This window comes from Ruegeria sp. BI7, assembly GCF_056537925.1.
The window spans coordinates 75,287-88,119 of sequence record NZ_JBQFSK010000001.1; the positions used below are offsets into that span (position 1 = coordinate 75,287).

Genomic DNA, 12,833 nt, shown 5'->3' on the forward strand with positions numbered 1-12,833 from the left:
CGCATAGCATGCAAACATGAACCGCGAGCAGGATCTCTATCCCCCCATCAAGGCGCTGTTAGAGCGTCAGGGCTATTCCGTCAAAGGCGAGGTTGGCGCGGCTGATATCGTGGCCGTGCGGGATGGCGAAGAACCGGTCATCGTCGAGCTTAAGCTTCGGTTTTCGCTGGCGTTGTTCCATCAGGCGATCACACGGCTGAAAGTGACGGATCAGGTTTACATCGGGGTGTGCAAGCCCAAAGGCCGCAGCGCGCGTCGGGCGTTGAAGGACAATCTGGCGCTGTGTCGCCGGCTGGGGTTGGGGCTGATCACCGTGCGGGCCGATGGCAAGGTCGAGGTGCAATGTGATCCCGGCCCGTACGCACCGCGCAAGTCCAAGGCTAAGACAGCACGACTGTTGCGTGAGTTCGACAGGCTAGAAGGCGATCCCAATGCAGGCGGCGCCACGCGACACGGGATCGTCACGGCCTATCGTCAGGACGCCCTGAAATGCGCGGCACATCTGGCGGAATGTGGGGCAACCAAAGGGTCCGAAGTCGCCAAGGCAACCGGCGTTCCTGAGGCTACTCGCCTGATGCGCGACAATCACTACGGTTGGTTCGGTAAGGTGGAAAAGGGCGTCTACGACCTGACCGTCGCCGGGCAAGACGGTTTGAAACACTGGGCTTACAGCTGGGAACAGCCTGACTGAGCCCGGTTGCAAAAAAATCGATCACAGCTTGTTGACTCGGGGATTGCGACCCCCTAGCTATGCGTCGTTATCACTCTCACAACTCGAGTGCTAACACCTCGCCATCCGGCGAGGGGAGGATAGATAAACTTTGAGCCCAAGGAGCTGCAAAGATGGCATTGAAACCGCTTCATGACCGCGTGTTGGTTCGCCGTACCGAAAGCGAAGAAAAAACCGCTGGTGGTCTGATCATTCCTGACAGCGCTAAAGAAAAGCCCAGCGAAGGCGAAGTCGTTGCAACCGGCGAAGGCGCACGCAAGGACAGCGGCGAACTGATCGCAATGGCTGTAAAATCCGGTGACAAGATCCTGTTCGGCAAATGGTCGGGCACCGAGGTTCAGGTCAACGGCGAAGAGCTGCTGATGATGAAAGAAAGCGACATCATGGGGATCATCGAGTAAGCCGCGCGCTTCTCTGATCTTCATTTCCAACTTATTTCTCAAGGAGAGACAATATGGCTGCTAAGGACGTCAAGTTCGACACCGATGCCCGCAACCGCATGCTGTCAGGTGTGAACATCCTGGCCGATGCTGTCAAAGTGACCCTGGGCCCAAAAGGCCGCAACGTGGTTCTGGACAAATCCTTTGGCGCACCGCGCATCACCAAAGACGGTGTTTCGGTTGCCAAGGAAATCGAACTGGAAGACAAGTTCGAAAACATGGGCGCGCAGATGGTGAAAGAAGTCGCCAGCCGCACCAATGACGAAGCCGGCGACGGCACCACCACCGCAACCGTTCTTGCGCAGGCAATCGTTCGCGAAGGCCTGAAGCAGGTTGCAGCGGGCCTGAACCCGATGGACCTGAAGCGCGGTATCGACCTGGCAACCGCCAAGGTTGTTGAAGGCATCAAAGACGCCTCGCGCGAAGTCAAAGACTCGGCAGAAGTTGCTCAGGTTGGCACCATCTCGGCCAACGGCGAAGCCGAAATCGGCCAGCAGATCGCAGACGCGATGCAGAAGGTTGGCAACGAAGGCGTCATCACCGTCGAAGAAAACAAAGGTCTGGAAACCGAGACCGATGTTGTCGAAGGTATGCAGTTCGACCGTGGCTACCTGTCGCCTTACTTCGTCACCAACGCAGACAAGATGATCGCAGAACTCGACGACTGCATGATCCTGCTGCACGAAAAGAAACTGTCCTCGCTGCAGCCGATGGTTCCGCTGCTCGAGCAGGTGATCCAGTCGCAAAAGCCGCTGCTGATCATTGCTGAGGACGTTGAAGGCGAAGCACTGGCAACTCTTGTTGTTAACAAACTGCGCGGCGGCCTGAAAATTGCTGCTGTCAAAGCACCGGGCTTCGGCGATCGCCGCAAAGCCATGCTGCAGGACATCGCGATCCTGACCGGCGGTCAGGTTATCTCGGAAGATCTGGGTATGAAGCTCGAGTCCGTCACCATGGACATGCTGGGCACCGCCAAGAAAATCGAGATCACCAAAGACGAAACCACCATCGTCGACGGTGCTGGTGAGAAAGCCGAGATCGAAGCACGTGTTGCTCAGATCCGCACTCAGATCGAAGAAACCACCAGCGACTACGACCGTGAAAAGCTGCAAGAGCGCGTTGCCAAACTGGCAGGCGGTGTTGCCGTTATCCGCGTCGGCGGCATGACCGAAGTTGAAGTGAAAGAGCGTAAGGACCGCGTTGACGATGCTCTGAACGCAACACGCGCTGCTGTTCAGGAAGGCGTTGTTGTCGGTGGTGGTGTTGCTCTGGTTCAGGCCGGTAAAGCACTGGAAACTCTGGAAGGTGCAAACGCTGACCAGAACGCTGGCATCAACATCGTTCGCAAAGCCATCGAAGCGCCGCTGCGCCAGATCGCCGAGAACGCAGGTGTTGACGGTGCGGTTGTTGCGGGCAAAGTCCGTGAATCTGCTGACGCAGCATTCGGCTTCAACGCACAGACCGAAGAATATGGTGACATGTTCTCGTTCGGCGTGATTGATCCGGCCAAGGTTGTCCGTACCGCTCTGGAAGATGCGGCATCGGTTGCTGGCCTGCTGGTCACCACCGAAGCCATGGTTGCAGACAAGCCTGCCAAAGAAGGCGCAGCACCTGCAGGCGGCATGCCCGACATGGGCGGCATGGGCGGCATGATGTAAGCACGTCAAATTCGCCCCGGCGATTTCCGACGATCCCGACAAGCGCTTGGTCCTATGGCCAGATTGCTTAGAGGGACCGCCATAGAACTTACTGACGGGGTCGCCTTTGGGCGGCCCCGTTTCTTTTTACCACTACGCGGCGCTGGAAAGTGAGTGTGCAAACGCTCGCGATACCGCTATGCGGTTGATATGCGTTTGTTTCTGCTCACCACTCTGACCATGTGCGCCTTTGCGGCGAATTCGATCCTGAATCGTCTGGCCATAGACAGCGGTGCCAGCGACCCCGCTGGGTTTGCCATAATTCGCGTGTTGTCCGGGGCAGTGGTGCTGACCGGTCTGGTTTGGCTCAAGTCAGGTCGTCTGCCATTGCGCAACCGGCGCAGGTTGGCGGGGGCAGGATCGCTGTCACTCTATATGATTGGGTTTTCCATCGCCTATCTGACGTTGGATGCGGGCCTTGGGGCGCTGATCCTGTTTGGCGTTGTGCAGATTACAATGTTCGCAGTGACGTCGTTAACCGGCAATGCTCCGACTGCGCGACAGATGGGGGGCGCGGCAATTGCCCTTATGGGGCTGGCCTATGTCCTGTGGCCGTCCGGAGCAGTACAGGTCGACCCGATTGGCGCAGCTCTGATGACAGCTGCCGGGGTCGGATGGGCAGTCTATTCGCTGCTTGGGCGGTTTGAGCCTGACGCCCTTGCTGGAACGGCGGCCAATTTCGTCATAGCCCTGCCGGTTACTGCGCTAGCGTTAATGCTGACCGTTGGGGGTTGGCAGATGAGTGGCGCTGGCTACCTGCTGGCTGCCCTTTCCGGAGGTGTGACCTCGGGGATGGGCTATGCCGTATGGTATCGGGTTTTGCCGCAACTGGCGCCAAGCACGGCGGCGGTAGTGCAATTGAGCGTACCAATCATCGCCATCCTCGCTGGCGTTTTGTTGTTGGGAGAAGTCGCCAGTTTGCGCCTGATCTTTGGCGCGGCGCTGGTTCTGGGCGGCATCGCGCTGGCTGTCCTGCGCCTGAAGCCGCGCTAGGGGTTTCAACGCAATCGGATAACGCTTATCTGGCGGCTATGAGATATCTGCTTGCCCTGTTTCTTTTCCTTGTTCCCGCCGTGGCCCAGGCTAAATGCGTGGTGCTTATACACGGGCTGGCGCGGACCGAGGCGTCCTTCACAGTGATGGAACAACTGTTTCAGGCGCACGGGTACACCGTTGTCCGACCCGGCTATCCATCGACCGATTTGCCGATACCTGAACTGGCGAACCAGACATTGCCGGACGCCTTCGCGGCCTGTGGTGATGAGACCGTGAACGTGGTGGCGCATTCAATGGGTGGCATCCTGCTACGCTATTGGTTGCAGGACAATCACCCGGAAAATCTGGGCCGTGTGGTCATGCTCGGCCCGCCCAATCAGGGCAGTCAGCTTGTGGATGAACTGGGCGCGTATGAGGTGTTCGGTATGCTGCATGGCCCCGCCGGGCTGGCCTTGGGCACGGGCCCCGAGGGCATACCACGCAACCTGCCATCCGTTGAGTTTGAGGTGGGCGTGATCGCGGGTGAGAACTCGCTGAACCCGCTGTTTTCCTCGCTGATCGACGGCAAGGATGACGGCAAGGTCTCGATTGAAACGACAAAAGTGGACGGCATGACGGATCACATCGTTCTTCCGGTGACGCACACTTTTATGATGAACAATCCCCGCGTCATGGCGCAGGCGCTGCATTTTATCGAATTCGGGCAATTCGATCCGCAGATCACCTGGCTGGATGGCGTCATGGATATCATCAACGAAATCTGTATCGGGCAGGATTGCTCGGAACCCGAGTCGGAGCCCACGCAATGACCGCATTGAATCTGACCCTGACCGGTGCAGAGGTGCTGTTGCCGGAGCATGGCCTCGTGCCCGCCGATCTGTCTCTGGCGGATGGCATTATTCAAACGGATCGGGTCGGGCGACAGATCGACCTGTCCGGCTATCTTGTTCTGCCCGGCATTATCGACCTGCACGGGGATGGGTTCGAACGCCATATCGCGCCACGCCGCGGGGCGATGAAGCAGATGGACGAAGGCATTCTCTCGGTCGAGGCTGAATTGGCTGCGAATGGTATCACTACCGCCGTTCTGGCCCAGTTTCACAGTTGGGAGGGTGGGGTGCGTGGCCCGGAATTCGCGGATCAGGTGTTTCGCGCCATAACCTCGGTCAAGGATCGCGTCGTGACCGACCTGATGCCTCAGTTGCGGTTCGAGACACACATGCTGGATGACTATGCGGACCTGCCCGGCCGTATCGCGGACTGGCAGGTGCCCTATGTCGTGTTCAACGACCACCTGCCGCATGACCGTCTGGCCGAGGGGCGCAAGCCGCCGCGTCTGACCGGCCAAGCACTGAAAGCCGGGCGAAACCCGGACGCGCATTTTGAAATGCTGTTGTCCATGCACGCCCGTCGTGACGAAGTGCCAGCGGCGCTGGACACGCTATGTGCGGCTTTGGACTCACAGTACGTGCGCATGGGCAGCCATGACGACGCGACTGCACAAATACGGGCCGACTGGCGGGCGCGGGGGGCGCAGATCTCGGAATTTCCCGAAACGCTCGAAGCCGCTGAGGCCGCGCGTGCCGCCGGGGATTACATCATTTTAGGATCGCCCAACGTGGTGCGCGGTGGATCGCACAAGGGTAATGTCAGCGCACTTGACCTGATCACGATGGGATATTGCGATGCGTTGGCCTCGGATTATCACTATCCCAGCCCGCGCCGCGCGGCGCTGATGGTGGCGAAGTCTGGCTTGGTGGATTTCGCCGGGGCCTGGGCGCTGGTGTCATCCGGCCCCGCCCGTGTCCTTGGTTTGCAGGATCGGGGCAAGCTGGCCCCCGGCCAACGCGCCGATCTGGTGATACTGGATGCCGAAACCCGCCGCGTAGCCGCCACGCTGGCTGGCGGGCGGGTCAGCTATATGTCAGGTGATATTGCGGCTCGGTTTGTTGGCTGATTCACCGTGCAATGCGGTTGAAATGCCCCATTTTGCGGCCTGCCTTAACCTCGGCCTTGCCATAGAGATGCAGCGCCACGTCGCGTTCCTGCGCTAGTTCGGGCACGCGGTCCATGTCCGTTCCGATCAGGTTTTCCATTACCACGTCCGAATGTCGCTGACCATCTCCCAAAGGCCATCCTGCGACGGCCCGAATATGCTGTTCGAACTGATCCACGGCGCAGCCATTCTGCGTCCAGTGGCCCGAGTTATGCACGCGTGGCGCGATCTCATTCACGATCAGACCGCCGGGCGTCACGAAAAGTTCGACGCCCATGACGCCGACATAATCCAGCGCGTTTAGGATGTTGGCGGCCAACAGAACGGCATCTGTCCGTTGCGCCGGGCGCAGACGGGCAGGGACTGTTGTGGTGTGCAGGATACCATCGCGGTGTATGTTCTCACCGGGATCGAAACAGGCAACCTGACCGTCCAGCCCGCGGGCCGCAATGATCGATACCTCGTGGCTAAACTCCACAAACCCCTCAAGGATCGCGGGTGCCCCGGCCATATCGGCCAGCGCGGCTTTGGCATCCTCGGGTGCGCGCAGACGGGCCTGCCCCTTACCGTCATAGCCAAACCGGCGCGTTTTCAGGATTGCGGGCGTACCGATCTGCTCGATCGCCGCATTCAGGCTGTTCAGATCGGTGATATCCGCGAAAGGCGCGGTTTGCAGGCCAAGCCCCTGCAGGAAATTCTTCTCGGTCAACCGGTCCTGACTGACGCGCAGCGCTTCGCGCCCCGGACGGATCGGGCAGTGCGCTTCAAGCAGGTCCAGCGCTTCGGTCGGGATGTTCTCGAACTCATATGTGATGACATCTACCGACCCGGCAAACGCCTTTAGCGCGTCGATATCGTCATAGGCGGCGGTGGTCACGCGATCGGCCACTTGGCCGGCAGGAGGGTTGGCACCGGGTTCGTAGATATGGGTCACAAACCCCAGACGAGACGCAGCCACGGACAGCATCCGGCCCAATTGACCGCCGCCCAGAACTCCGATCCTGGCACCCGTTTGCAATGCGTCACTCATCGACGGGTTCCTCGGGGATCGACGCCGACAGTGCATCGCGCCATGCGTCCAGTCGTTGCGCCAAAGCGTCATCCTGCAAGGCCAGAATCCCGGCCGCCATCAGGCCCGCATTGGCTCCACCGGCCGCGCCGATGGCCATGGTGGCAACAGGGAACCCTTTGGGCATCTGCACGATGGAATACAGAGAGTCGACGCCAGACAGGGCCCGCGTCTGTACCGGAACGCCAATCACCGGCACCCGTGTTTTCGACGCCATCATGCCAGGCAGATGCGCGGCCCCACCGGCCCCGGCAATGATCACATGCAGCCCGCGTGATGCGGCGGTCTTGCCATAGTCCCACAAGCGGTCTGGTGTGCGGTGCGCCGAGACAACGCGCTTTTCGTACGCGATACCTAACTCATCAAGAATGTTTGCGGCTTCCTTCATCGTGGGCCAGTCCGACTGGCTGCCCATGATGATCCCCACTTTCACATCACTCATCCGCTTGTTTCCCTGCCGTCTGAAAGAGCGCGCACTATAGCTAAATCGGTCCCAGAGGCAATGTGGTTTGGCGACCGTATGGCTCGTCTGCCGTCCTGCTGAAAATACATTCGAATTAGTGTATACTTGATCGCGGGACAGTGGTTCCCGAGGAGGTACCCATGACAGATACAGTTTTGAAAAACCGGGACGGCCAAGCCGTGCCGCAGGACAGTATTGAGGCATTCAAATCGCAAATTCGCGGGGCACTGATTTTGCCCGGTGACCCCGAGTATGACGGTGCGCGCAGTATTTGGAACGCGCTGGTTGACAAGTATCCCGGTGCAATACTGCGGTGCCACGGCACCGCCGATGTCGCGGCGGCCGCTAGGTTCGCGTTTGAAAACAACATACTGGTATCGGTAAGAGGTGGCGGTCATAACGTGGGTGGGCGCGCCGTCTGCGATGATGGCCTCGTAATTGACCTGTCCTGCATGCGCGCGGTCCATGTTGATGCAGAAACCCAAACCGTACGCGCTCAGGGCGGGGCCACGTTGGGGGATGTAGACTGCGAAACACATCTTCACGGCCTTGCTGTGCCATTGGGCGTCGTATCGCAGACAGGTATTGGCGGATTGACGACGGGTGGCGGATTCGGCTGGATGGCACGAAAATACGGGCCAACCTGCGACAACGTTATCGAGGCCGAAGTCGTAACGGCGGACGGTTCGATCAGAACTGCGAATGCGAACAGGAATCCAGACCTCTATTGGGGCATCTGCGGCGGCAGCGGAAATTTCGGCATCGTGACGTCATTCCTTTACAGGGCGTATCCTCTGTCCACGGTGTTGGGGGGCATGATTGCATATCCCCGAGCCGACGCCGCCAAAGTGCTGCGAGGTTTTCGGGATATCGTTTCACGGGCACCTGATGAACTGACGGTCTATGCAGGGTTGTTGTGGGGACCGGATGGAACGCCGCTAACAGCTATGGTGCCGTGTTGGATTGGAGACGATAAGGAAGCTGGGCGTCAGGCAATCCAACCCCTGACGGAGATCGGAGAACCTTTGGTCGTCGACTTGCACGAGATGCCGTTCCCCGCCAAACAAAGCATGCTGGATGGGGCCTATGGTCCAGGCAGCCGGAACTATTGGAAATCTGCATATCTCAACGCGCTGACGGATGAGGCTATTGATACGATCGTTGCACAATCCGAAGGGATGACAATACCCGGTTCGGGCATTCTGATCGAACATTGCGCTGGCGCAGCGAAGTCCAAATCGAATGGGGACAACGCCTTTGCGCAACGCGGTCACGACTATCTGATTGCGATACTACCGCTGTGGACTGATCCAGCGGATGACGCTGATCAGATTGCTTGGGCGCGGTCCATGCATGATGCAATTGCGCCCTATTCCACGGGCGGAACTTATCTGAACTATCTGGGCGCCGATGAAGACAGTGCGATAGAGACGGCATTCGGTGAAAATCTTGTTCAAATGAAAGAGGTTAAGCGGAAATACGATCCGACCAATTTCTTTAGCGCAAACGCAAATGTTTCACCTTGAAACAGATGTCATCCGTTTGAATATGACATAACACTGCAAAACTCGGTTCATAAGCGCCTTGAATGTGCGTGTGAACCGAGTGGTGGAGTTTTCAGGCAATGATGTCCGGCGTCAAACGGTCCTCGATCAGGCGAATGATGTCCTTCAGGCGAAGTTTTTGCTTTTTCAGTCGCTTAATCGTCAACTGATCGGCTGTGCCGGTGGACTGCAGCGCCTCGATCGCCTCGTCCAGATCACGGTGTTGGCGGCGAAAAACCTCCAGTTCAACCCGCAAAACCTCATCTGTTTTCATCGAAAGATCTGTTGGCGCATTCATGAGCGACTCAGTGCCTTTTGTGGTGCTTGTGACACAAGATAGTGTGTCAGGGTTTATCCGGCCAGACCTTGTGGACATCACGGCATAAACCCATATTCTATTATACGCGGTTGCCGGAACGGGGCCGCATCACACGTCGCTTTGGCAATAAAGGACGAAAATACGTGTCAAAACTTACTCTTGGCTCATACCCGCATCTTTTGGGGTTCGAGCAGTTGGAACGTCTTCTGGAACGGTCTGCAAAGGCCGGTAACGAAGGCTACCCGCCTTATAATATTGAGCAGACCTCGGACTTTTCATACCGCATCACCCTGGCTGTGGCTGGGTTCGCGGAACAGGATTTGTCGATCACAATCGAGGATCGCCAGCTTGTGATCCGGGGGCGCCAACGCGACGACAGCGAGGGGCGCATTTTTCTGCATCGCGGCATCGCCGCGCGCCAGTTCCAGCGCATGTTCGTGCTGGCCGATGGTGTCGAGGTGGGCGAGGCGATCATGGAGAACGGTCTGCTGCATGTGGACCTGACCCGCGCCGTGCCTGAGACCGTGGTGCAAACGATCAACATAAAAAAGGGGTAAGAGCTATGAATACACCGATTGAATATAACGCCGAAGGCGACCGCATCGTTTATGTGAAAACCGTCGATGTTGCCGATCTGCCCCGCGATGTCCGGGATAAGGCAGGCGATCTGGATCAGTTGTACGCGGTTCACGATTCCGATGGCCAGCAGCTTGCGCTCGTGACAGATCGTAAGATGGCCTTTTTCCTGGCCCGTGAACACGATCTGTCACCGGTGGCCGTTCACTGAACGGCCCCGCCGGTTATTTTTCGGCGTGACAATCCCAACAACAAGCGCGACACATACGAACCGGCATGACATGCCCGGCTGATTTACTCTGCATCAGGGGATTTTGCGGATGAGCTGGTTCGATTTCGATTGGGTAGACGCCTTCAGTGATCGCGCCTTTGGCGGCAACGGCTGCGCCGTGGTTCACGGCGGGGCTGAATTGCCCGAAGATGTGTGCACTGCTTATGTGCGCGAAACCTCTCTGGTTGAATGCACGTTCACGGGACCATCTGATGTGGCCGAAATCCGGGTGCGCTATTTTCTGGCCAGCAAGGAAATCCCTTTTGCCGGACACCCCACAATTGCAACTGTAGCGGCGATGCGGTCCCGTGGTTTGGTTGAAGGCGATGCACTGACGTTGGAAACAGGCGCGGGGATCGTTTCGATTCGTTTGAACGGGGACGAGATCGAAATGACACAGGTCGCGCCGAAATTCGGCAATCCTGTTCCCGTCGATCTGGTTGCGGCCGCCATTAGCCTGCCCGAGGATGCGATAATCTCACTGCCGCAATTTGTGTCCACCGGGTTGCCGTTCTGCATTACGGTTCTGCGTGATCATGAGGCCTTGCGCGCCGCACAGTTGGATCTTGAGGCACTGCGCAAAGTGGCCGCGAAGGCCGGATTTTCTGGCACCGATATGGCGGAACCGTTCCTTGTGACGATGAAGGGCGCGACAAATGCGGGCGACACGTTCTCACGCCTGTTGATGGCGCCACCCAGCCCGCCCGAAGACCCGTTCACCGGATCGGCCACCGGTGCCATGGCGGCCTATCTGTGGAAATACGGGTTAATGCCCAAAGACAGTTTCATCGCAGAACAAGGCCATGACATGGGCCGCCCCGGTCAGGCTGTTGTCACACGCGTTGGCCCACCCGATGCGATGACCGGTATCAAAGTCGCAGGGCGCGGTCATGTGTTGATGCGGGGGCAGGTTGATCTGCCCGAGACAACACAATGACACGACCTGCCATTGCCATCCTGCCATATGGGCATCGGCTGGGGCCAAAACTGGCCTCGGTTTCGCTGTCCGAACTGATCTGGCCCGAAGGGTGCCCGGATCGCCTGACCGGCAAGACGGTGGGTGATCTGGAGCGCACCGATCACCTGATCATGTACCCGAACTCGACCGTGCATCTGCGCTTGCGTCGCGGTACCCGCGCGCGGATTTCATTGATGATGGGCGAGCCTTCGGCCATTCACGCCAAACATGATCGGATGCTGCGATATACATGGCGGCGGTTCTTCCGGGTGCTGACCTTTCATGACGTGCTGCTACACAACATCCCGAATGCAGTGTTCCTGCCGTATGGCGTGACGATGGTGCCCGACTGGCAGGACCTGAAGGTTGAGAAAACCAAATCCTGTTCGCTGATTGCTTCGGCCAAGCGCGATCTTGTAGGGCATCAGTTGCGCCATTCGGTGATCGACTGGGTGCGTGAAACTGGTGCAGATGTTGATATCATGGGCCGGGGGTACACTCCGTTTGATCTCAAATCCGACGGGTTAGCACCGTATCGCTATTCTGTGGTGATCGAGAACGTGCGTGAGAAGAATTACTTTTCGGAAAAGCTGACGGATGCGATCTTGTGCTCCTCGGTCCCGATCTATTGGGGGTGCCCAAATATCGGCGATTTCTTCGATACCTCTGGTATGATCCTGTGCGAAACCAAAGAGGATATTCAGCGCGCGATCCAATCCGCATCAATCGAGGATTTCGCCGCGCGCCTGCCGCATCTGCAGGCGATCCAGCAACACGCAGCAGAATATGGGGATTTTGAGGGCAGAGCCGTGCGCCTTCTGCGCGCTGAACTAGACGCGGGCCCGAACTAACCAGCGGGTGCCAACCAGCCTTCTTGCAGAATTGGACGGGCCTCGGGGTCAATCCCGTGCCGATCGCATAGCCGCTGCAGATACGATCCACGCACCGGCAAACCGCCCATGTTCTGCGCCATCAGCCGTTTCTGATGACCATAGACGTGGACGGAATGAACCATGTCGCCTTCAATCTGTGCGGTCGGGGTGAACGGGTTGTGCAATTTCCACAGATCATGCTTGCACAGAGGGTAAAACGCCTCCGCTTGCATGGCATGGCTGTCCTCATCGGTCTTGCGCAGGAAATGTGCAAAGGCTTTGGGGCCGGAACTGCCCCAGGGCAGGCTCTCGATCCCCCAGGTCTCACCGTCCCGGATGCGTTGACGGTTGCGCCGGTGCAGCGGACCGCCCCGCCAGGGCTGGGTCGGGTTGGCTGCAGTCACAAAGCCCAGCATGTGCGCCAGCGTTTGCGAGTCTGCTGGCAGGCGCAACACACCGGTCAGGAAATTTCCGGTATGGGACTGTCCAAAGATATACGCTGATGGAAAGGCAAAGGGCCTGACACAATAGGCGTCCAGATCCACCCAGATGAAATCGGTTTTCTGCATCAGTCGCAGACGAAAAATGTCGGAAAAAACCGCGACGCGTCGCCGGTCACCTGCAGGCATATCAAACGGCGCGGGCCAGAGGATATCACTGGCGGGCCGCAATTCGCCCCCTGCGGGAACGCCTTCGATCTCGTGCCCGGTATAAAGAATAAACCGGTGACCCCGATCCAGATAGGATTGGATGCACAATGCCTCTAGCCAACTTAGATCTGATCCGAACCAGAAACTGGCTATGGTGGGCAGGTCAGAGGGCATAGGCGTGTTGCGTCCAAATCAAGTCAGGCAAATGCACCAATTGGCCAGCGCCTTGTCAATCGTGCCTACAAAAAAACG

General features: G+C 58.2%; 15 protein-coding genes. 11 read left to right on the forward strand and 4 right to left on the reverse strand.

What is annotated here, in order from left to right:
- Positions 1 to 16 precede the first annotated feature (16 nt).
- From ACR0JB_RS00360 to ACR0JB_RS00385, 6 genes are all read left to right on the forward strand, one after another.
- Positions 17 to 691, forward strand: coding sequence for a DUF2161 domain-containing phosphodiesterase (locus ACR0JB_RS00360; RefSeq protein ID WP_480789603.1), 675 nt, complete (start codon positions 17 to 19; stop codon positions 689 to 691).
- A 152-nt stretch (positions 692 to 843) separates the two neighbouring features.
- Positions 844 to 1,131, forward strand: coding sequence for a co-chaperone GroES (gene groES, locus ACR0JB_RS00365; protein ID WP_170347836.1), 288 nt, complete (start codon positions 844 to 846; stop codon positions 1,129 to 1,131).
- Between the two features lie 53 nt (positions 1,132 to 1,184).
- A complete protein-coding gene (groL, locus tag ACR0JB_RS00370; RefSeq protein ID WP_170347837.1) occupies positions 1,185 to 2,828 on the forward strand; it encodes a chaperonin GroEL in 1,644 nt (547 codons plus the stop codon).
- 189 nt (positions 2,829 to 3,017) lie between these two features.
- Positions 3,018 to 3,860: a DMT family transporter gene (locus ACR0JB_RS00375; RefSeq protein ID WP_170395408.1), complete on the forward strand. Its 843-nt coding sequence runs from the start codon at positions 3,018 to 3,020 to the stop codon at positions 3,858 to 3,860.
- A gap of 38 nt (positions 3,861 to 3,898) precedes the next feature.
- A complete protein-coding gene (locus ACR0JB_RS00380) occupies positions 3,899 to 4,672 on the forward strand; it encodes an alpha/beta fold hydrolase (RefSeq protein WP_170395410.1) in 774 nt (257 codons plus the stop codon).
- Positions 4,669 to 5,820, forward strand: a complete 1,152-nt coding sequence (locus ACR0JB_RS00385) for an alpha-D-ribose 1-methylphosphonate 5-triphosphate diphosphatase (RefSeq protein WP_170395412.1) — start codon at positions 4,669 to 4,671, stop codon at positions 5,818 to 5,820. The genes ACR0JB_RS00380 and ACR0JB_RS00385 overlap by 4 nt, the downstream gene beginning before the upstream one ends.
- A 1-nt stretch (position 5,821) precedes the next feature.
- Here ACR0JB_RS00385 and ACR0JB_RS00390 read toward each other — a convergent pair whose 3' ends face one another.
- Both ACR0JB_RS00390 and purE read right to left on the reverse strand, forming a co-directional pair.
- Complete coding sequence (locus ACR0JB_RS00390) at positions 5,822 to 6,889, reverse strand: 5-(carboxyamino)imidazole ribonucleotide synthase (protein WP_170395414.1); 1,068 nt, start codon at positions 6,887 to 6,889, stop codon at positions 5,822 to 5,824.
- Positions 6,882 to 7,370 carry a 5-(carboxyamino)imidazole ribonucleotide mutase gene (gene purE / locus ACR0JB_RS00395; RefSeq protein WP_170395416.1) on the reverse strand — a complete coding sequence of 163 codons (489 nt, stop codon included), beginning with the start codon at positions 7,368 to 7,370 and terminating at the stop codon, positions 6,882 to 6,884. Before purE ends, ACR0JB_RS00390 begins: the two co-directional genes overlap by 8 nt.
- Positions 7,371 to 7,531: 161 nt before the next feature.
- Here purE and ACR0JB_RS00400 point away from each other — a divergent pair, with 161 nt between their 5' ends.
- Entirely contained in the window at positions 7,532 to 8,917 is a 1,386-nt protein-coding gene (locus ACR0JB_RS00400) for an FAD-binding oxidoreductase (protein WP_480789604.1), read from the forward strand.
- Positions 8,918 to 9,008: 91 nt separating this feature from the next.
- Here the strand turns inward: ACR0JB_RS00400 and ACR0JB_RS00405 are convergent, their stop codons facing one another.
- The gene (locus ACR0JB_RS00405) at positions 9,009 to 9,233 is read right to left on the reverse strand and encodes a YdcH family protein (protein WP_058280035.1); all 225 of its coding nucleotides are present in this window, start codon (positions 9,231 to 9,233) and stop codon (positions 9,009 to 9,011) included.
- Positions 9,234 to 9,397: 164 nt separating this feature from the next.
- Between ACR0JB_RS00405 and ACR0JB_RS00410 the strand changes: the two genes are divergently transcribed.
- The 4 genes from ACR0JB_RS00410 (at position 9,398) to ACR0JB_RS00425 (ending at position 11,910) form a co-directional block, all read left to right on the forward strand.
- On the forward strand, positions 9,398 to 9,811 hold the full coding sequence (locus ACR0JB_RS00410; protein WP_170347844.1) for an Hsp20 family protein: 414 nt from the start codon (positions 9,398 to 9,400) through the stop codon (positions 9,809 to 9,811).
- Between the two features lie 5 nt (positions 9,812 to 9,816).
- On the forward strand, positions 9,817 to 10,041 hold the full coding sequence (locus tag ACR0JB_RS00415; protein WP_170347845.1) for a DUF1150 family protein: 225 nt from the start codon (positions 9,817 to 9,819) through the stop codon (positions 10,039 to 10,041).
- A 109-nt stretch (positions 10,042 to 10,150) separates the two neighbouring features.
- A complete protein-coding gene (locus ACR0JB_RS00420; RefSeq protein WP_480789605.1) occupies positions 10,151 to 11,038 on the forward strand; it encodes a PhzF family phenazine biosynthesis protein in 888 nt (295 codons plus the stop codon).
- A complete protein-coding gene (locus ACR0JB_RS00425; RefSeq protein ID WP_170347847.1) occupies positions 11,035 to 11,910 on the forward strand; it encodes a glycosyltransferase family 10 fucosyltransferase in 876 nt (291 codons plus the stop codon). The genes ACR0JB_RS00420 and ACR0JB_RS00425 overlap by 4 nt, the downstream gene beginning before the upstream one ends.
- Here ACR0JB_RS00425 and ACR0JB_RS00430 read toward each other — a convergent pair.
- Positions 11,907 to 12,755: a hypothetical protein gene (locus ACR0JB_RS00430; RefSeq protein ID WP_480789606.1), complete on the reverse strand. Its 849-nt coding sequence runs from the start codon at positions 12,753 to 12,755 to the stop codon at positions 11,907 to 11,909. The two genes, ACR0JB_RS00425 and ACR0JB_RS00430, sit on opposite strands and share 4 nt — an antisense overlap.
- Positions 12,756 to 12,833 lie beyond the last annotated feature (78 nt).